Genomic DNA, 19,059 nt, shown 5'->3' on the forward strand with positions numbered 1-19,059 from the left:
ACGGGTGCTACCGGCGCTACTGGTGTAGGAGTTACTGGACCTACTGGACCTAGCTTCCCTGTAGCAACAATTGTTGTAACAAACAACATTCAACAAACAGTACTACAATTTAATAACTTCATCTTCAGTACTGCAATTAACGTAAACAATATTATCTTTAATGGCACAGATACAGTTACAGTTATCAACGGTGGTATTTATGTAATTAGCGTATCTATTTCTACAACTGCACCAGGATGTGCACCACTCGGAGTAGGAATATCAATAAATGGAGCAGTCGCAACTGACAACTTCTCTTCAAATCTAATAGGCGACTCGCTTTCATTTACTACAATCGAAACGTTAAGAGCTGGCGCAAACATTTCTGTCCAATCTACTCTTAATGAGATCACGATCCCTGCCACAGGAAACACTAACATTCGTCTAACTGTATTTAGAATCGCTTAAATTTCACTATTTATTGTTTATGGCAAATAAAAAAAGAGCGAGAAACTCGCTCTTTTTTTGTTATGTACAATAATTCATTACTACTCTAATTCAATTGAAACATTTTTTTGTGGAACGAATGTAGAAATTGCATGTTTATAAATAAGCTGTTGCTTACCTTCTGTTTCCAGTAGGACTGTAAAATTATCAAATCCTTTAATTAATCCACGAAGCTGGAAACCATTTAATAAGTACAGCGTAACAAACGTATTCTCTTTACGGAGTTGATTTAAAAACTGATCTTGAATATTGATTGATTGCTTCATGTCGAATCCTCCTCTTTTTCTCTACTTACTATTATTCGACTTTAGTTGTAACTTTCCTTCTATGTATCGTAAAATTTCTGACGTTTTTTCACCGTCTGTAACATCAAACCATGTGACATCCATCTTATTACGGAACCACGTTAATTGACGCTTTGCATAACGACGTGAATTCGTCTTTAATTGTGATACCGCTTCTTCTAAAGAGACACGATCCTCAAAATAATCATATATCTCTTTATACCCAATTGCTTGAATAGATTGACAATCTCGTATCCCTCTATTATACAATCCTTCTACTTCTTCTAATAAACCTTGGTCCATCATTATATCAACTCGTAAGTTAATGCGATCGTATAGCATTTCTCGATCCATTGTCAAGCCAATCAAGGAAACATCGTATAACAACTCGTTTTCTTGTTTTTCAAGTTGATCACTCATTTTTTCACCCGTCGTGTGGAAAATTTCTAACGCTCTAATGACACGGCGTACATTATTTGTATGAATACGCTCAGCGCTTTCTGGGTCTACTTCTTGTAATTTCTTATGTACATATTCCACACCACGTTCTAATGCTAACTTTTCCATTTGTTCTCGGTATATAGCATCACCAGCATCATCCGTAAACTGATAATCGAATAAAACAGATTGTATATACAAACCAGTTCCACCAACGATAATTGGCAATTTACCACGCTCTGTAATCTCTCGAATATGCTTACGAACACGTTCTTGAAATTCGGCAACTGAAAATGACTCTTCTGGATTTTTTATATCGACCATATAATGTGGAATTCCGTCCATCTCTTCTTTCGTCACCTTTGCGGTTCCAATATCCATCGTACGATAAATCTGCATGGAATCTCCACTTATAATTTCACCATTTAACGCTTTGGCAAGATCAATACTTAACTTCGTCTTCCCAACAGCAGTTGGTCCAATGATGACAGCAACTTTTTCACGTTGCACTTCTCCCATATCATTCAACTCTCTTTATGTAATGTACTCCATCTATTGATTATATCCAATCTTACCAATTTTAACGACATGATTGCAAGTTCTTTCATTACGGTACATGAAATTATAAATAAAAAAAGAACATAGTTTGTCCAATTCCGCATATACATGATTAAAAATACCTCCGAGAGGATGAGTTAACTATGAAACAATCCACTATCAATTTTTCATCTTTGACAAAAGACCTCATTTTAGCTACTGCTACAAAAGAACAAAATTGTTCACAGGAAGAATTATACTTCGCCTTAAATTGTTTACTACGTTCTTTTCATTCTACTCTTCAAGAAACAACATTACATCCAGAAAATAAAGATACAGAGTATATACAAAACCAATTTTGCAGTGCCTATAAAATTATTACAGGTAAAACGATTTATCCTTTTCAATAATCCATAAAAGGCGGTTGCTTACATACTTTCAAGCAACCGCCTTTTATATTAATACATATACACTACTCTATAACTTTCACTTTAACAGATTTGCGCCCCCAGCTATTAGCACTACCATCTGAACCAACTAGAACATCAATACGATTTCCTTTAATCGCACCACCAGTATCTCCAGCAATCGCTTCTCCGTATCCTTCTACCCATACTTTTGATCCAAGCGGAATTACTCTAGGGTCAACAGCAATTACTTTCATATTTGGATTCGCTGTTAAATCATGCCCCATTGCAGTTAATACACGACCACCATACGAACCATTCTCACTCGGATCTGCTGTATACGCTGTCGCCTCTACTGTTATTTCACGTCCACCAGCAGGTGCACTTGTTCCATTAGATTTTGCAACTTGTTTCGTAGTTGACTGCTGTTTTGCCACTGATTTACTTGATTCTACATTCTTAACAGACTCTTTGTTCTTAACTACTTTATTATTTTTAACCGGCGTATTTACTCTTACCGGCGCTTCTTCTTGCGTTACAACTTCTTTCTTTTCAATCACTGGTGCCGTTCCTGTTAAAAATGGTACGTGAACATATCCAACTTTTCCATTGTAGTCGAATTGTAACCATTCATTTTGAACCTGATTTGTCGTTTCAATTACATCATCTTTATTCAGTTTACCAAGAATTTCAGAGTCAGTATTCGCTCCGGCACGAACATTTAACACACCTGCCGTTACATAATATGTACTTTTTGTAAATTCAGCACTTACAAACGCTTCTTTACCATTTACTTTAATTTTTGTCCATCCATTTTCTGTATTTATAACGTCTAATTTATTTCCATTTAACATTTTACCTACAAGCTTTGACTCTACAGTTGGGTTTTCTCTAACATTTAATACGTCTGTTGTTACAATCGTTTCTGCTTTCGCAGAACCTGCAAAAATCCCAAGACCAAAAACTGCCGCCGTTGCTATACCTAATAATTTTTTCATGAATAGCCTCCATTTGCTTTGTTTTCGTATTTTCATTATAGCAACGGATTTTTAAGATTTTTAGAAAACACACAATTACAAACCATTCGTAATATACGATTAATGAGTTGTAACATAAATTTCCATATTAATAAATTACATTTCCAATAGAATCCCCAATAGTTTTCATATATTTTCCACATACAAGCACCAGAATTTTTTTCCAAAAAAAATTACAGTATTACTTTTTTGTTACAAAAAAACCAGATTTCATTACATCTTTTACCAAAATCCATCATTCTCCAATTATTATCCTCTTTTTTTGTAATAAAAAGGAGCAGCTAATAAAAGCCACCCCCCTTTCATGCGTTATTTAACTTTCTTTTTCCAAATTCCCATCATAAGAGCAGAAACTACTGCCCCTATCAGTATCGAGAAAATATACAACACTGGTTTATTTACTAATGCGATAACAAACAATCCACCATGCGGTGCCGGTAATGTAATTTGGAATAACATAGATAATGCACCTGCAATACTTGAACCAACAACACAACTTACTATTACTCGAACCGGATCTGCAGCTGCAAATGGAATCGCACCTTCTGTAATAAACGATGCTCCCATAATATAATTTGTTAAACCAGATTTACGCTCCGCTTCTGTAAACTTCGATTTAAAGAATGTAGTGGCTAATGCAATTGCTAGCGGCGGTACCATACCACCAGCCATAACCGCTGAGTGCACCCCAAAGTTCTGTGCTTCTATTGCAGCAATACCAAATGTAAATGCTGCTTTATTAATTGGACCACCCATATCAATTGCCATCATTGCACCTAAAATAAGACCTAGTAATATAGCATTTGTACCGTTCAAACCATTTAACCATCCTGTTAACATTTCATTCAATGCTACTACAGGTGGAATTACTACTTTTTGCATAACAACTCCTGTAATCAATAATCCAAAGACTGGATATAACAAAACAGGTTTAATTCCTTCTAACTGTACTGGTAACCCTGAAAATAATTTTTTTAATCCTAAAACAACATATCCGGCTAAGAAACCAGCAATTAATCCACCTAAAAATCCAGCATTCGCATGTGCCGCTAAAAATCCTCCGACAACACCAGGCATAAAACCAGGACGATCAGCAATAGAACTCGCAATAAATCCAGCTAAAATTGGTACAAGGAATAAAAATGCCCCTGTTCCCCCTCCTCCAATAGACATGAACAATTCAGCTAAAGGACCTTCCGCCTTTATACCACCAAACGAAAATGCTAGCGCTATTAAAATCCCGCCACCAACAACGAATGGAAGCATATTACTTACGCCGTTCATTAAATGCTTATAAATTCCTAATCCTTTATCTTTCTCCGTATTTTCTGCCTTTCCATCCTCTTTTACACCTTTAAAGATTGGCGCATCTTGTTTTACAGCTCGATTAAGAAGCGTTTCCGTTTTTCTAATCCCATCAGCGACTGGCACTTGAATAACATGCTTCCCAGCAAAACGGTTCATTTCTACTTGTTTATCTGCCGCAACAATTATAGCCGTCGCGCGTTCAATATCCTCTTTCGTTAAACCGTTTTTTATACCTGTTGATCCATTCGTTTCAACTTTAATTGCAATTCCTAGCTCTGCTGCTTTTGCTTTCAAGCTATCCGCAGCCATATATGTGTGAGCGATTCCAGTTGGACACGCTGTAACAGCTAATACGTACGGTTCATTCCCTTCTGGTTTTGCAACTTCAACCTCTTCTTCTTTTTCATTTTCTTTTTCATCAAATAAGCGAAGAAGTTCCTCCTCATCCTTTGCTTCTAATAATTGCTTACGAAAACCCTCATCCATTAATAATGTAGAAAGACGAGACAATGTTTCTAAATGGGTATTATTTGCCCCTTCGCTTGCAGCAATCATAAAGAATAAATGCGCAGGCTGTCCGTCAAGCGATTCATAGTTGATACCGCTTACACTTCTACCAAAACAAATCGCTGGTTGCTTAACAGCTTTTGTTTTCGCATGAGGTATAGCAATCCCTTCACCAATACCCGTTGTACTTTGTGACTCCCGCTTTAAAATAGCTTCTTTAAATTCAACTTTACTATTTAAACGATTTGCCTCGTCTAATTTCTCAACTAATTCATCTATGACAGCTTCTTTATTTGAAGCTGTCAAATTCATAATAACTGTATCCCTTTTTAATAGTTCTGTAATTTTCATATGTTGCTTCCCCCTATCGCTTAGTTACAATTACTTGCGACAATAATTCTTCTACTGTTTCCTTTTCACATAAATCTGCTGAAAATGCTGTTGCACTCCCTGTCGCAACACCATATTGAAATGCCTTTTCAATATCTTTTGTTTGTTCATATTTACCTACAAACCCCGCAACGAGAGAATCACCGGCTCCAACTGAATTAATTACAACACCTTTTGGAATAGTTGCTTCATATATACCTTCTGCCATAAATAATAAAGCTCCATCTCCGGCCATTGATACGATAACATGCTCTACACCTTGCTCAACTAATTTTCTTCCATACGGTAAAATATCTTCTACTGTGGAAATCTCTACTCCAAATAACTCACCAAGTTCATGATGATTTGGCTTTATTAAAAATGGTTTATTTTTAACTACATGCTGCAGTGCACTACCACTTGCATCTACTACTACACGAATGCCTTTTTCAGCTCCAAAAGCTGCGATTGATTCATAAAAAGTAGTGGGGATAGACGCCGGTACACTTCCAGCTAGTACAACACAATCTCCCTTTTGCATACTTTCAATTTGTTTCATTAATTGTTCAAATTGCTCATTTGTCACACTTGGTCCTTGCCCATTTAATTCTGTTTCTTCTTTCCCTTTTATTTTCACATTAATTCGAGTATCGTCATTTACTTGAATGAAGTTTGTTATTACCCCTTCATCATGTAATACATCTTTAATAAATTGACCGGTAAATCCACCAGTAAATCCAAGCGCTACATTTTCAACACCTAAACGATGAAGAACGCGAGAAACATTAATACCTTTCCCTCCAGGAAACTTCATATCTTTCTCCGCTCTATTTACTGCTCCTAAATCGAAAGAACTAACTTGCACTACATAATCAATAGATGGGTTTAAAGTAACTGTATAGATCATTGTTTATCAGCCTCAATTACATTGGTTTGTCTTTTATATTTTTCTAAATCAATTTCTAAATAGTTTGTAATAATATTTGCCTCTTCAACATTAGCAATTTTCGCAAATGCAACTTCTGAAAACTTGCTTTCATCAATTAAGAAATATCCTTCGTTTGCCAATGTTAATGCCATTTGCTTTAAAAGTGCTTCTTCTGGATCTGGAGTTGTAAAACCAAGCTGTTCATGTACACCATTCGCCCCTAAAAAACATTTATCAAAACGATATTTCTGCATACTTTCCTGTGCCATTGCGCCAATTAAAGCTTTCGTCCTACTCTTCATCATCCCGCCTAGTAAATATGCACGAATATTATTTTCAACTAAAGCTTCAATATGCATAAGTCCATTCGTAACGACAGTAACATCTTTATTTATTAAAAATGGAATCATTTCAAATGTTGTACTTCCTGCATCTAAATAAATACAATCACCTTGTTCAACTATGTTAGCCGCATACTTCGCAATTTGTTGTTTTATTTGAATGTTTTTGGATGATTTTTCAACCATCGTTGGCTCCTGTCCTTTTCCTGTTAAAACAGCGGCACCACCATGAACTCTTTTTAATAACCTTTGCTTTTCCAATTGTGCTAAATCACGACGAATTGTTGATTCAGAGCTTTCTGTTCTTTCTACTAATTGTTGTAACTTAACAACCTTCTGCTCTTTTACAAGTTGTAATATCATTTGATGACGTTCAGGAGTTAACATTTTATTCACCTCTTCTTTGATTACAGTATAATGAAAATGATCACAAAAATCAACCACAAACATTCAAAAATAATCAAAACCGGTCAAAAACAGTTATAGAAAACAAAAAAGAAACCCATTTGATATAACAATCAAATGGGTTTCTTTTCTCGATTCGCTTATAAAGAAGCTTTATATATGCTTAAAACATCATCTTTATTTAATTTTTTAAAGTTACCAAATTCACCATAAGCCATCGCTTTATCCGCCATTAAATCAATTTCATTTTCTCCAATAGCGTAATCAGATAATGTTACTGGTGCCTCAATTGAAGTCCAAAATTGACGTAACGCCTCAATTCCTTCTAACGCAACTTCTCGATCAGTCTTTCCATCTGTTTCTACATCAAATACGCGAATAGCAAACTGTTTAAAACGACTTACATTTTCATCTAAAACATGCTTCATCCAGTTCGGGAATAGAATTGCTAAGCCGCCTCCATGCGGTATATCATGAACAGCTGAAACTGCATGCTCAATATTATGAGTCGCCCAATCTCCTTTTACTCCCATCGCTAAAATACCGTTTAACGCCATAGTACCGCAATATAAAATAGTTTCTCTATGCTCATAATTTTCTAGATCACTTAAAAGCTTAGGAGCTGTCTCAATTACTGTTTTTAAAACAGATTCACAATAACGATCTTGTAGTTCTGTATTTGTTCCATGATGGAAATATTGTTCTAATACGTGCGACATAATATCTACCATACCGTAAATTGTTTGATCTTTCGGTACAGAAGCAGTATGAATTGGATCTAAAATGGAAAACTGTGGGAAGGTAACTGGGCTACCCCAGCCATATTTTTCATTCGTTTCCCAGTTTGTAATTACAGAACCAGCATTCATTTCAGATCCTGTTGCTGCAAGAGTAAGCACAGTACCAAATGGTAATGCCTCACTAGCAAATGTTTTTTTCGTTACAATATCCCACACATCTCCATCGTACTTACTACCAGCTGCAATTGCCTTCGTACAGTCGATTACACTTCCTCCACCAACTGCTAAAATAAATTCAACACCATTATCTTTACAAATTTGAATTCCTTTCTTTACAGTTGATACACGTGGATTTGGTTCAACACCTGTCAATTCAAATACTTCTGCATTTATATCCTTTAAAATAGAAATTACATTATCATAAATACCGTTTCTTTTAATGCTGCCTCCCCCGTATACGAGAAGAACTTTTTTACCGAACTGTGGAATTTCAGTTTTTAACTGTTCTAATTGACCTTTACCGAAAATAAGTTTCGTTGGATTACGAAATACAAAATTTTGCATATTCCTTTACCATCCCTTCTATATGAAAAGCAACTATACTTTTGTATAACATATTTTTTTCATTTCACAAAAATATTTGCTCAATAAAAAAATCCCAGCCTACTGGCTGAGATTTTTTTATTGGTAATAAGGTGAAATCATTAAGTAAACAATAACACCAGATAAACTTACATATAACCAGATCGGCATCGTCCAACGTACAATTTTACGATGACGTGTTAATTGATTTGTAAAACCAAATACAAGTGCAAACAATGCAAGTGGTACAATAATTGCTGCTAGGATAATATGTGTAATTAAAATAATGAAATACACATATTTAATAAATCCTTCTCCGCCAAAATGTGTTGCTGGCGCTAAGTAATGATACGATAAATACGAAACACAAAATAGCAATGTCGTTGTAAATGCTGCTAGGATGAAACCACGGTGCATTTTCACATTCTTCTTAATAATAGAGTATAAAGCTGCTAATAAGAATACGAACGTAAAGCTATTAAAAATTGCGTTTAACATTGGTAAAATCGTTACATCAAAATGTAATTCTCCTTCATAGCCAACAGGTCCAAAGAACAAAAATAAAATAATCGCATTTACAATTACAGAAAGCGTTATCACAATAGGAGCATAGCTTTTCTGATTTGTTGATTGATCTACCAAAATGGTCACTCCTTCTTCCTTCAAATATGTATACTTAACCTCACTATTTTAACATACTATTCACAGTGTAAATGTGACAATAGTTTGACACAGCAAGACAAAACAAAGAAAAAATCCTTCTTAATAAAACTTCTTAAGAAGGATTTTATCGCTTTATTATTCAAATAGCAACGCGATTAGTTTTTGTTAAAAAATGTATCGCTATATGCTTGAAAAATTTCAGACACTTGATATCCCATTAATGAAATTGCTGTTAATGAAAAGAAACCAATCATAAGAAATCGAAACCACATATAAATCTCCTCCTTGTATTTAGCTTAAAAAACATTCGCTATATTACAAGTTGAGTGGCACTCTTCATCGTCACTTTCCTTTTTCTTTACAATTGCTGTAATAAATCGAATCATAAAGAAAGCTACAAAAGGAAATTGTTCGTAATTTACCTTGGCATAGTTCAGCAACGGCTCGCGTTGCACATCGAACGGGGATGAGAATGAATAGAACATACCTTGCTCTTCCATATATACAATTATAATTTTCATACAAAATACTATTCCTAGAAACGAAACAATATCTTGCCATTCTGTCGTATATAACAGGTTATACAGCTCTAATACGTACTCTTCCATCGTCATCCCCCCTTCCTTTTTTATCATTTTGCTCGCCTTCGTATAAAAAGTCAAGAAAAAAGTTTATATTCACTATGACAATAGTAATTACTCTTTTCTTTACTTATATATGAATCTTTTCTATCAATGATTGGATGTAGCATTTCTTAGAAAACAAGAAATTAGAATCGAACAGATTCCTCATTCTTATTTTTAGTATTCAACACTGTACTATTTTTATTTCTATTAAAAATAAAATAAGAAATGATTATAAGAACCGTAACAAGCGTCGTCAAAAGTGCTTGCGAACGTAAAGATTCAATTGCAAGCATCGCAACTAAAACTGCTATAATAGCCGCGATTGTAACATACGTCACATACGGGAAGAACCACATTTTCACTTTCAAATTTTGTTGTTCTACTCTTCCCATTTTTTTACGAATCTTTAAATGCGAAACAGCTATAACGAGATAAACGAGTAACGCAATCCCGCCAGATGCATTCACTAAAAACAAAAATACTTTATCTGGAGATATGTAACTGAAAACAACTCCAATATAAGCGAAGAACGTTCCGAATAAAACTGCCCGGACTGGAACACCACTACTGTTCAATTTCAAAAATGCCTTTGGAGCATCTCCTCTTTCTGCCATAGAAAAAAGCATTCTTGAGTTTGTATATAAACCCGAATTTAAACAAGAAAGTACGGCTGTTAAAACGATAAAATTCATAATTTGCGCTGCTGCCGGTATTCCAATATGTTCAAGTACCGCTACAAATGGACTTTTTAGTATGTTCGCTGAATTCCATGGAAGAAGTGTAACAACTACAGCAATAGATCCAATGAAAAATACGAGAATACGCCAAATCACGCTATTTGTTGCTGTTTTGACTGCTTTTACAGGTTCAGCAGATTCACCAGCTGCTACTGCAACAATCTCAGATCCCATAAATGAAAATATTACGACAGTAATTCCAAGTAGCACCGAACTTATACCGTTTGGCATAAATCCTCCTTGTCCTACTAAATTGGAAGTGCCAGGTGCTTCCGTTCCTGGTACAAATCCTAAAATAACAGCTAGTCCAAGACAAAGGAACAAAACAATACTTATTACTTTGATAAAAGAAAACCAATATTCAAACTCTCCAAATGATTTCACCGAAAAAACATTCGTCAATGTTAATAAAATCGTTAATATTAGGCTTAATAACCAGAGTGGGATTTCTGGAATCCAGTATTGAATAATACCAGCACCTGCTGTAGCTTCTATTGCAATAACAATTACCCAAAAAAACCAATATAGCCACCCGATTGTATAACCTGCCCATGGACCAATTGCTTCTCTTGCATATGTTGCAAATGAACCACTTGTCGGGTTAATAGCTGCCATTTCTCCTAACATTCTCATAACGAAAATAACTAGTAAACCTGCTAAAGCATATGAAACAATAGAACCCGGTCCTGCAGAATGCACAACCGCACCACTTCCAACAAACAAACCAGCTCCTATTACGCCACCAATTGAAATCATTGTAATATGGCGTATTTTGAGGTCTTTCTTAAGATTTTTTTCCAACTCTTGTACATCCCCTTCCAAACGTAATTTTGAAATTTATGTAAGAGTATTATGCGAAAAACCTTGTCCTATACTTTAAAATATATCAAAATATTCTGAATTTAACAATTGTAATGCAAACTCCTACAGAAATTATTACATTAGGTTTAATAATTTTCCATATACAATTGTTGAGAAAATTATAGTCACCTTACAAAAGAATGAATTTTCAGATATTATTAAACAAACAAGATTATACATCTAGACAACTTTTTGTATAGGAGTGTTGATATGTTAAACAAGTTCAAATTCATTTGTTGTACGTTAGTAATTTTTTTACTGCTACCACTAGCCCCCTTTCAAGCACAAGCAGCAAACAATTTAGGATCAAAACTACTCGTTGGATACTGGCATAACTTTGATAACGGTACTGGCATTATTAAATTAAGAGACGTTTCACCAAAATGGGATGTAATCAATGTATCTTTTGGGGAAACTGGTGGTGATCGTTCTACTGTTGAATTTTCTCCTGTGTATGGTACAGATGCAGAATTCAAATCAGATATTTCTTATTTAAAAAGTAAAGGAAAGAAAGTAGTTCTTTCAATAGGTGGACAGAATGGGGTCGTTTTACTTCCTGACAATGCCGCTAAGCAACGTTTTATTAATTCCATACAATCTCTGATCGATAAATACGCTTTTGATGGAATAGATATTGACCTTGAATCAGGTATTTACTTAAACGGAAATGACACTAATTTCAAAAACCCAACTACTCCTCAAATCGTAAACCTTATTTCAGCTATTCGAACAATCTCAGACCATTATGGTCCAGATTTTCTATTAAGCATGGCTCCTGAAACAGCTTATGTTCAAGGCGGTTATAGCGCATACGGAAGCATCTGGGGTGCATATTTACCAATTATTTACGGAGTGAAAGATAAACTAACATACATTCACGTTCAACACTACAATGCTGGTAGTGGCATTGGAATGGACGGTAATAACTACAATCAAGGTACTGCAGACTACGAAGTCGCTATGGCAGATATGCTCTTACATGGTTTTCCAGTAGGGGGTAATGCAAATAACATTTTCCCAGCCCTTCGTTCGGATCAAGTAATGATCGGACTCCCTGCAGCACCAGCGGCAGCTCCAAGTGGCGGATATATTTCTCCAACTGAAATGAAAAAAGCTTTAGATTATATCATTAAAGGCATTCCTTTCGGAGGAAAGTATAAACTTTCAAATCAAAGTGGCTATCCTGCCTTCCGCGGTCTAATGTCTTGGTCTATTAATTGGGATGCAAAAAACAACTTTGAATTCTCTAGTAACTATAGAACATATTTTGATGCTATTCCCTTGCAAAAATAATAAAAAAACAACAATAGGTTTTATATGACCTATTGTTGTTTTTTATTTATGTAAATTACTTTTTCACTTCTACATGATGAAGAGATTCTTTTCCATATCTTACATAACTATTTACAAGGCTTAAAAGTAATTTACCACCAATTAACATCGCGCGTTCATCAAAATCAAATTGATGATGTGGAATTGAATACATTAGTTACTATTTTGCTTCAATACAAATACTGAAAGTTCAGGTACACTCCAAAATCTAACAGGCATTCGAGTTGTCCCAATACCACGATTTACGTATAAATGTAATGGCTTATTCTTTCCTTCTAATTCATACATACCTTCAACATGACTTTCAGCTAGTTTTGTAGTAATTAATGGACCTATAAAAGGAATTTGAACTTGTCCTCCGTGACTATGTCCTGACATTTGAAAATCAACCGGATAACGAGCTACTTTATCTACAACATCCGGCTCATGTACTAATAGCATATTGAAATCTTGTTGCCTTACATGTTTTAAAGTCGAGTCTATTTGCGGCTTACCTAATAAGAAATCATCCAAACCTGATATTGTAATATATTTGCCGTTTTCCGCTTTAATTTTCTGCACTTCATTGACTAACACAGCGAAACCAGCTTCCTCCATATATTTTTTATAAAATAAACTACCTCCACCGCCCCTGTCATGATTCCCAAACACTGCATATTTCCCTAAGGGCGCATGTATTTTCTGTAAAATATTTTTCGCTTCTTCTCTTTCTGCTTTATACGATCCAAACTTATCTATTAAATCCCCTGTGAAAACTACTAGATCTGGACTTAATGCATTCATCTTCTCCACCAAATTTCCTAGTTGTTTCAATGTGAATTCTGGCCCTAAATGTACATCTGAGAACTGCAATATTTTTTTATTATTAAACTCTTTAGGAATTGTAGAAGCTTCTATTTCATGCCACGTAACTGTTACTAGTTTTCGTTCTATTTCTGTCGCATAGAAATACAAACTTACTGAGATCATTATTATACTTATAAAACTAATAATACATATCTTAACCATTGATTTTTTTGGTTCTTTTTTCACATGATGCGTATTCATGTTCTCACCTCTAGAAATACTTTAAAGCCTTATTGTTACATTAATGTGACAACACGAACAATGTTAGTTATATCCAATTCCATCCCTACTCACTTTGACAAATTTATACAGAAGTCATAACATATTTTTATAATACATAGATTCTTAAAATTGTTCCATTTATTTTTATCATTTTATTAAGGAGAGATTATTCATGTCTGTATTTACACCAGAAGAAATTACGGAACTTGCTGCTAATTCCGGAAGAAAAAAAGCTCATTTATCATTACTCCCTATGCTAATTCTCGGTTTTTTTGGCGGTGCTTTCATAGCATTAGGGTATTTACTCGATATTCATGTTATTGGAACAATGCCAAAGTCTTGGGGATCATTTACTAGTTTTCTAGGTGCTGCTGTATTCCCTATCGGACTTATACTCGTTATTCTTGCAGGCGGTGAGTTAGTAACTGGAAATATGATGACCGTTTCAATGGCGTGGCTTCATAAAAAAATTGACTTATTTCACTTCATTCGAAATTTAGTTATTGTTACGTTTAGCAACTTCATAGGTGCTGTATTCGTTGCTTATTTTTTCGGTCATATCGTCGGATTAACAGAGGGAGCTTTTTTAGCGAAAACAGTTTCTATTGCGCAAGCTAAACTACAAGATACACCACTACAAGCTTTCATTTCTGCAATCGGATGTAATTGGCTCGTTTGTTTAGCTGTTTGGCTCAGTATGGGAAGTAAAGAATTTATCGGAAAGATTATCGGCATTTGGTTCCCAGTTATGACTTTTGTTGCGATTGGATTTCAACACGTTGTAGCCAATATGTTTGTCATCCCAGCTGCAATTTTTTCCGGTCATTTAACTTGGGCTGAATATTTTCCAAACTTCATTTTTGTTTTCTTCGGAAACTTAGTAGGCGGTATGTTCTTTGTAGCATTACCTTATTTCATATCTTATAATAAAAAACTATCTCTAAATAAAGAGAAGACTGAAATAAAGAACAAATCTGTATCGGCTTAAATTAGAGGTCTATAAAGTGACTCTAAAAATATTACAAATTTCATTTTTTTTGCGAATATATGTACGTACACTTGTTCTCGAATGTTTTATACGTTATAATAACAACTTAAATAGCATTATTTACATATGAGGTGAAAAACATGAACAAAACAGAATTAATTAAAAACGTAGCACAAAATGCTGAGATTTCTCAAAAAGAAGCTACTGTAGTTGTACAAACTGTAGTAGAATCAATCACTAACACTTTAGCTGCTGGTGAAAAAGTACAACTTATCGGATTCGGTACATTCGAAGTTCGCGAAAGAGCTGCTCGTACAGGCCGTAACCCACAAACTGGTGAAGAAATGCAAATCGCAGCTTCTAAAGTACCTGCTTTCAAAGCTGGTAAAGAACTAAAAGAAGCTGTAAAATAATGAAAAAATAGCCTTCTCGTTTACGAGAGGGCTATTTTTTTCATTACATAATTAATAAAAATCTGACCATTATGCTGTTTCTTTTGTCCCTTTATGCAACTAAAACCTTTACTTTCAAAGAAAGGTTTTGCTGTAATACTCGCCTCTGTATATATCTCCCTATGGCCCAAGTTCACTGCTTCTTTTTCTAACTTCTGTAATATGGATGAAGCTATCCTTTTCCCTTGATGATCTTTATGTGTAAATAAGCGATCTACGTAATGATTCTCATTATAATCTCCAAATCCGACTATCACACCGTTATGATCCGCTACATAACTACTATTCTTCTCTAAAGAATGTAACCAACTTTCTCTATCTAGTCGCTCTGGTGCCCATGCCTGTAGCTGTAACACGTTATAATCTTTTGCATTAATTGTATGAACTGTTTCATAGAACAACTGTAATACTTGTTCTAAATCTTCTTTATGGAATGTTCTAATGATCATATCTTTTAACATATATGAACCTCCTTACTAAACTATCATTTAACTTTTCTATCATCTAGTATTCAATATTTCCGCTTTATTATTTCTTTGTTCTTTCTATATAAACAAAAAACAATACTTATTTCAAAGTATTGTTTTTTGTTTAAAAGTATATTCAATTACTCTATAGATTTACATTTTTATTATTTTAATTTCACTCTTTGCAATCGTAATGCATTTAATACGACCGATACAGAACTAAATGCCATAGCTGCTCCTGCAACCCAAGGTGCTAAGAAGCCGAACGCTGCAATTGGGATTCCTAAGCCGTTATAGGCTAGTGCCCAGAATAAATTTTGCTTAATATTTCTTATCGTCATCTTACTCATAAAGATTGCATCAGCAATACTATTTAAATCACCACGAATTAACGTAATATCTGCTGCTTCCATCGCTACATCCGTTCCTGTTCCAATTGCCATACCGATATCCGCCGTAGCAAGAGCAGGTGCATCATTTATTCCATCTCCAACCATTGCCACTTTCTTACCTTGCGCTTGAAGTTTTTTCACTTCTTCTGCTTTTCCTTCTGGTAATACTTCTGCAATTACATGATCAATACCAACTTGCTTAGCGATTGCTTGAGCAGTTTGTGTATTATCTCCTGTAATCATAACAACGTCTAGACCCATTTTCTTCAGTCTTGCGATAGCTGCTTTTGAAGTATCTTTTACAGTATCTGCAACGGCCACTATACCAGCATATTCTTTATTGATCGCAATAAGCATTGCTGTTTTTCCTTCTCGTTCTAGCTCTTCCATTGATTTAGAAATTTCTTCAATATCAATATCGAATTTCTTCATTAATCGACGTGTACCAATTAATAGTTGTTTCCCTTCTACAACTGATTCGATACCGAATCCCGGAATCGCTTCAAACGTTTCTGAACTTGGGATATCAATTTTCTTTTCTTTAATTCCTTCTACAATCGCTTCTGCGAGTGGGTGTTCAGAATTTTTTTCTGCCGCACCTACTAAACGTAGTATCTCTTCTTCGTGAAATCCATCTGCTACAATTACATCTGTTAATACCGGTTTCCCATTTGTCACAGTACCTGTTTTATCTAGAATAACTGTATCTAATCGATGCGTTGCTTCTAAATGTTCCCCGCCTTTAAATAAAATGCCATACTCAGCTGATCTTCCTGATCCAGCCATAATAGATGTAGGTGTCGCAAGACCTAATGCACAAGGACATGCGATAACAAGTACTGCTATCATTTTCTCAAGTGCCCCGCCAAAATCACCTGGTGTAACAAATATCATCCACACTGCAAATGTAATAATAGCAATTACAACTACAACCGGTACGAAAATACCTGAAATTTGATCTGCTACCCTTTGAATAGGAGCTTTTGAACCTTGAGCCTCTTCTACTACTTTAATAATTTGAGCTAATGCAGTATCTCTTCCTACCTTAGTTGCTTTCACTTTTAAAAATCCATTTTTATTCATTGTAGAACCGATTACTAAATCCCCAATTGTTTTATCAACTGGAATACTTTCACCCGTTAACATCGATTCATCAATTGCTGATTTTCCTTCTACAATCTCACCATCTACCGGAATTTTTTCACCAGGCTTTACATAAACGATATCACCAGCTACTACTTCTTCGATTAAAATTTTCATTTCTGTTCCATCTCGTACAACTGTAGCTGTCTTTGCTTGTAAACCCATCAACTTTTTAATTGCTTCTGATGAACGTCCCTTTGCTTTTGCTTCAAATAATTTACCTAAAATAATTAGTGTAATAAGTACCGCGCTCGTTTCAAAATATAAATCTGTCATATGTTCCGAAGAACCGATAGATTGAATGCTTAAATATACACTATAGAAATAAGCAGCCGATGTTCCAAGTGCCACAAGAACATCCATGTTAGCACTTTTATTACGTAACGCTTTATAAGCCCCAACATAAAACTGTCCACCAATGATAAATTGAACTGGTGTTGCAAGAGCTAGCTGCACCCAAGGATTCATAAGCATATCAGGTAAATAAATAAACGATGTAAATGAGAAGTGACTTACCATTGCCCACAGTAACGGGAATGATAAAATAAACGAAATGATAAACTTCTTCTTTTGTCGCTCAATTTCTTGTAAGCGATGATCAGTTGATCCATCTTGCTCATCTGATTTCACTTCCAATTTATATCCTAATTTTGTAATTGCACTCTTCATTTCATTTACATTAACTTCATCAGGATTATAATCTACTGTAGCCGATTCCAAAGCGAAATTTACTGTCGCTTCGTTCACACCTTCTAATTTATTTAAACGCTTTTCTACTCTATTGGCACATGCTGCGCATGTCATTCCTGAAACAGTAAATTCAGCTTTATCACTTACAATTCCATATCCTAACGATTCAACTTTTTCCTTAAATTGTTGTGGATTTGTTTTTTGGGGATCGTACATTATTTTTGTTTTTTCAAGTGCAAAATTTACATTTGCATCATGAACACCTTCTACTTTTTTCAGACCTTTTTCAATTCTATTTGCACACGCCGCACATGTCATTCCTGATATTTGAAGATTGACCTCTTTTTGTTCATTCATGTCTCTCACCTCTACATACCCTTATGAGGTATAATTATTAGCAAAATAAATCGTACTTCCTATAAAGTACGATTTATTTTCATATCTAAAAAATAATTATTGAACATCGTATCCTTGATCTTCGATTACAGCAACGATATCTTTTAGTTTTATAGCAGACGAATCGATAGTAACTTCAACTGTTCCTTCTGCCAATTGAACCTTCACTTGTTCAACACCGTTTAACTCTTTCACACTGCTTTCGATAGCATTTACACAATGTCCACAAGACATACCTTCAACTTTTAATGTTAACTGTTCCATTTAAAATCCTCCTCTTGTTTATTCATTGTTTGTTAATCACAACCTCATCTTACCATACCCCCCTAAGGTAATCAATAGTTTTGTGTCATGATTTTTCAATTATTTTCTAAAAGTTTATTTTACACACACTTTTTCACACCAATACCCCGAAATCCTATATAGAGGTAAATAAAAAAACAAGCCAGTTACATACTAGCTTGTTCTTACGCTTTTGAAAAACGTTCAAATACTGTCATTAATTCTTCAATTGCTTCGTCACCATTACCGTTTTTAATAGCGCCCGAAACACAATGACTCGTATGGTTTTTGAGGACACCCATCCCTACTTTTTTCATTGCTGCATTAATCGCTGAAATTTGCACTAAAATATCCACGCAATAACGATCATTTTCAATCATATTTTGAATACCACGAACTTGTCCTTCGATTCTCTTCAATCTATTTATAATTTGCTCTTTTTCTTTTTCTGATCTATGTGTTACTGATTCATGCTCTTTATGATCCATATTATCACCTTCTTAAAAGTTCTCTTCATCCAATAAAACAATTGATTTTATGAGTATACCAATTATAGCATTAAATATCTATGTTTGATACCCCATATGAGTATA

The 19,059-nt window shown here is 34.8% G+C and carries 21 protein-coding genes; 5 read left to right on the top strand and 16 right to left on the bottom strand.

Features of this window, described 5'->3' with window-relative positions:
- A partial coding sequence (locus DN390_RS08960) for a Gly-Xaa-Xaa repeat protein (RefSeq protein WP_147807198.1) occupies window positions 1–447 on the top strand: 447 nt, incomplete at its 5' end.
- An 80-nt stretch (window positions 448–527) separates the two neighbouring features.
- Here the strand turns inward: DN390_RS08960 and hfq are convergent.
- Both hfq and miaA read right to left on the bottom strand, forming a co-directional pair.
- Window positions 528–752, bottom strand: a complete 225-nt coding sequence (gene hfq, locus DN390_RS08965; protein WP_000813896.1) for an RNA chaperone Hfq — start codon at window positions 750–752, stop codon at window positions 528–530.
- A gap of 21 nt (window positions 753–773) precedes the next feature.
- Window positions 774–1,727, bottom strand: a complete 954-nt coding sequence (gene miaA / locus DN390_RS08970; RefSeq protein ID WP_147807199.1) for a tRNA (adenosine(37)-N6)-dimethylallyltransferase MiaA — start codon at window positions 1,725–1,727, stop codon at window positions 774–776.
- Window positions 1,728–1,909: 182 nt separating this feature from the next.
- Here miaA and DN390_RS08975 point away from each other — a divergent pair, with 182 nt between their 5' ends.
- A complete protein-coding gene (locus DN390_RS08975; protein ID WP_000814418.1) occupies window positions 1,910–2,155 on the top strand; it encodes a hypothetical protein in 246 nt (81 codons plus the stop codon).
- Window positions 2,156–2,217: 62 nt separating this feature from the next.
- Here the strand turns inward: DN390_RS08975 and entD are convergent, their stop codons facing one another.
- The 8 genes from entD to gabP all read right to left on the bottom strand — a co-directional run bounded on the left by entD (window position 2,218) and on the right by gabP (window position 11,196).
- Complete coding sequence (entD, locus tag DN390_RS08980; RefSeq protein WP_147807200.1) at window positions 2,218–3,150, bottom strand: cell wall-binding protein EntD; 933 nt, start codon at window positions 3,148–3,150, stop codon at window positions 2,218–2,220.
- 348 nt (window positions 3,151–3,498) lie between these two features.
- Window positions 3,499–5,355 carry a PTS fructose transporter subunit IIABC gene (locus DN390_RS08985; protein WP_097949814.1) on the bottom strand — a complete coding sequence of 619 codons (1,857 nt, stop codon included), beginning with the start codon at window positions 5,353–5,355 and terminating at the stop codon, window positions 3,499–3,501.
- 13 nt (window positions 5,356–5,368) lie between these two features.
- Window positions 5,369–6,280: a 1-phosphofructokinase gene (pfkB, locus tag DN390_RS08990; RefSeq protein ID WP_147807201.1), complete on the bottom strand. Its 912-nt coding sequence runs from the start codon at window positions 6,278–6,280 to the stop codon at window positions 5,369–5,371.
- Window positions 6,277–7,029, bottom strand: coding sequence for a DeoR/GlpR family DNA-binding transcription regulator (locus tag DN390_RS08995; RefSeq protein WP_060631894.1), 753 nt, complete (start codon window positions 7,027–7,029; stop codon window positions 6,277–6,279). The genes pfkB and DN390_RS08995 overlap by 4 nt, the downstream gene beginning before the upstream one ends.
- A gap of 158 nt (window positions 7,030–7,187) precedes the next feature.
- Entirely contained in the window at window positions 7,188–8,351 is a 1,164-nt protein-coding gene (locus DN390_RS09000) for an iron-containing alcohol dehydrogenase (RefSeq protein ID WP_147807202.1), read from the bottom strand.
- Between the two features lie 117 nt (window positions 8,352–8,468).
- On the bottom strand, window positions 8,469–9,011 hold the full coding sequence (locus DN390_RS09005) for a DUF420 domain-containing protein (protein ID WP_000228314.1): 543 nt from the start codon (window positions 9,009–9,011) through the stop codon (window positions 8,469–8,471).
- Window positions 9,012–9,328: 317 nt separating this feature from the next.
- On the bottom strand, window positions 9,329–9,667 hold the full coding sequence (locus DN390_RS09010) for a hypothetical protein (RefSeq protein ID WP_147807203.1): 339 nt from the start codon (window positions 9,665–9,667) through the stop codon (window positions 9,329–9,331).
- A gap of 134 nt (window positions 9,668–9,801) precedes the next feature.
- Window positions 9,802–11,196 (bottom strand): GABA permease, encoded by a 1,395-nt coding sequence (gabP, locus tag DN390_RS09015; RefSeq protein WP_147807204.1) that lies wholly within the window; start codon window positions 11,194–11,196, stop codon window positions 9,802–9,804.
- Between the two features lie 270 nt (window positions 11,197–11,466).
- On the opposite strand from gabP, the gene DN390_RS09025 reads away from it, so the two are divergent.
- Window positions 11,467–12,549 carry a chitinase gene (locus DN390_RS09025; protein ID WP_147807205.1) on the top strand — a complete coding sequence of 361 codons (1,083 nt, stop codon included), beginning with the start codon at window positions 11,467–11,469 and terminating at the stop codon, window positions 12,547–12,549.
- A 55-nt stretch (window positions 12,550–12,604) separates the two neighbouring features.
- Here the strand turns inward: DN390_RS09025 and DN390_RS09030 are convergent, their stop codons facing one another.
- Window positions 12,605–12,742 carry a hypothetical protein gene (locus DN390_RS09030; RefSeq protein ID WP_088116284.1) on the bottom strand — a complete coding sequence of 46 codons (138 nt, stop codon included), beginning with the start codon at window positions 12,740–12,742 and terminating at the stop codon, window positions 12,605–12,607.
- Entirely contained in the window at window positions 12,742–13,635 is an 894-nt protein-coding gene (locus DN390_RS09035; RefSeq protein WP_147807206.1) for a metallophosphoesterase, read from the bottom strand. The genes DN390_RS09030 and DN390_RS09035 overlap by 1 nt, the downstream gene beginning before the upstream one ends.
- A gap of 193 nt (window positions 13,636–13,828) precedes the next feature.
- Between DN390_RS09035 and DN390_RS09040 the strand changes: the two genes are divergently transcribed.
- Both DN390_RS09040 and DN390_RS09045 read left to right on the top strand, forming a co-directional pair.
- The gene (locus tag DN390_RS09040) at window positions 13,829–14,644 is read left to right on the top strand and encodes a formate/nitrite transporter family protein (RefSeq protein WP_147807207.1); all 816 of its coding nucleotides are present in this window, start codon (window positions 13,829–13,831) and stop codon (window positions 14,642–14,644) included.
- A 140-nt stretch (window positions 14,645–14,784) separates the two neighbouring features.
- Window positions 14,785–15,057 carry an HU family DNA-binding protein gene (locus DN390_RS09045; protein ID WP_001043904.1) on the top strand — a complete coding sequence of 91 codons (273 nt, stop codon included), beginning with the start codon at window positions 14,785–14,787 and terminating at the stop codon, window positions 15,055–15,057.
- Between the two features lie 20 nt (window positions 15,058–15,077).
- On the opposite strand, the gene DN390_RS09050 is transcribed toward DN390_RS09045, so the two are convergent.
- The 4 genes from DN390_RS09050 to DN390_RS09065 all read right to left on the bottom strand — a co-directional run bounded on the left by DN390_RS09050 (window position 15,078) and on the right by DN390_RS09065 (window position 18,954).
- Window positions 15,078–15,557, bottom strand: coding sequence for a GNAT family N-acetyltransferase (locus DN390_RS09050; protein WP_147807208.1), 480 nt, complete (start codon window positions 15,555–15,557; stop codon window positions 15,078–15,080).
- Window positions 15,558–15,727: 170 nt separating this feature from the next.
- On the bottom strand, window positions 15,728–18,145 hold the full coding sequence (locus tag DN390_RS09055) for a heavy metal translocating P-type ATPase (protein ID WP_147807209.1): 2,418 nt from the start codon (window positions 18,143–18,145) through the stop codon (window positions 15,728–15,730).
- Window positions 18,146–18,241: 96 nt separating this feature from the next.
- On the bottom strand, window positions 18,242–18,448 hold the full coding sequence (gene copZ / locus DN390_RS09060; RefSeq protein WP_147807210.1) for a copper chaperone CopZ: 207 nt from the start codon (window positions 18,446–18,448) through the stop codon (window positions 18,242–18,244).
- Between the two features lie 203 nt (window positions 18,449–18,651).
- Entirely contained in the window at window positions 18,652–18,954 is a 303-nt protein-coding gene (locus tag DN390_RS09065; protein WP_000349642.1) for a metal-sensing transcriptional repressor, read from the bottom strand.
- Window positions 18,955–19,059 lie beyond the last annotated feature (105 nt).

The organism is Bacillus sp. SH7-1 (assembly GCF_008042405.1).
GTDB lineage: Bacteria > Bacillota > Bacilli > Bacillales > Bacillaceae_G > Bacillus_A > Bacillus_A thuringiensis_N.

What these genes read in the sequence shown, in the direction of transcription:
- hfq (WP_000813896.1), bottom strand. Translation starts at nt 752, where the DNA reads ATGAAGCAATCAATCAATATTCAAGATCAGTTTTTAAATCAACTCCGT.
- miaA (WP_147807199.1), bottom strand. Translation starts at nt 1,727, where the DNA reads ATGGGAGAAGTGCAACGTGAAAAAGTTGCTGTCATCATTGGACCAACT.
- DN390_RS08975 (WP_000814418.1), top strand. Translation starts at nt 1,910, where the DNA reads ATGAAACAATCCACTATCAATTTTTCATCTTTGACAAAAGACCTCATT.
- entD (WP_147807200.1), bottom strand. Translation starts at nt 3,150, where the DNA reads ATGAAAAAATTATTAGGTATAGCAACGGCGGCAGTTTTTGGTCTTGGG.
- DN390_RS08985 (WP_097949814.1), bottom strand. Translation starts at nt 5,355, where the DNA reads ATGAAAATTACAGAACTATTAAAAAGGGATACAGTTATTATGAATTTG.
- pfkB (WP_147807201.1), bottom strand. Translation starts at nt 6,280, where the DNA reads ATGATCTATACAGTTACTTTAAACCCATCTATTGATTATGTAGTGCAA.
- DN390_RS08995 (WP_060631894.1), bottom strand. Translation starts at nt 7,029, where the DNA reads ATGTTAACTCCTGAACGTCATCAAATGATATTACAACTTGTAAAAGAG.
- DN390_RS09000 (WP_147807202.1), bottom strand. Translation starts at nt 8,351, where the DNA reads ATGCAAAATTTTGTATTTCGTAATCCAACGAAACTTATTTTCGGTAAA.
- DN390_RS09010 (WP_147807203.1), bottom strand. Translation starts at nt 9,667, where the DNA reads ATGATAAAAAAGGAAGGGGGGATGACGATGGAAGAGTACGTATTAGAG.
- DN390_RS09025 (WP_147807205.1), top strand. Translation starts at nt 11,467, where the DNA reads ATGTTAAACAAGTTCAAATTCATTTGTTGTACGTTAGTAATTTTTTTA.
- DN390_RS09030 (WP_088116284.1), bottom strand. Translation starts at nt 12,742, where the DNA reads ATGTATTCAATTCCACATCATCAATTTGATTTTGATGAACGCGCGATG.
- DN390_RS09035 (WP_147807206.1), bottom strand. Translation starts at nt 13,635, where the DNA reads ATGAATACGCATCATGTGAAAAAAGAACCAAAAAAATCAATGGTTAAG.
- DN390_RS09040 (WP_147807207.1), top strand. Translation starts at nt 13,829, where the DNA reads ATGTCTGTATTTACACCAGAAGAAATTACGGAACTTGCTGCTAATTCC.
- DN390_RS09045 (WP_001043904.1), top strand. Translation starts at nt 14,785, where the DNA reads ATGAACAAAACAGAATTAATTAAAAACGTAGCACAAAATGCTGAGATT.
- DN390_RS09050 (WP_147807208.1), bottom strand. Translation starts at nt 15,557, where the DNA reads ATGTTAAAAGATATGATCATTAGAACATTCCATAAAGAAGATTTAGAA.
- DN390_RS09055 (WP_147807209.1), bottom strand. Translation starts at nt 18,145, where the DNA reads ATGAATGAACAAAAAGAGGTCAATCTTCAAATATCAGGAATGACATGT.
- copZ (WP_147807210.1), bottom strand. Translation starts at nt 18,448, where the DNA reads ATGGAACAGTTAACATTAAAAGTTGAAGGTATGTCTTGTGGACATTGT.
- DN390_RS09065 (WP_000349642.1), bottom strand. Translation starts at nt 18,954, where the DNA reads ATGGATCATAAAGAGCATGAATCAGTAACACATAGATCAGAAAAAGAA.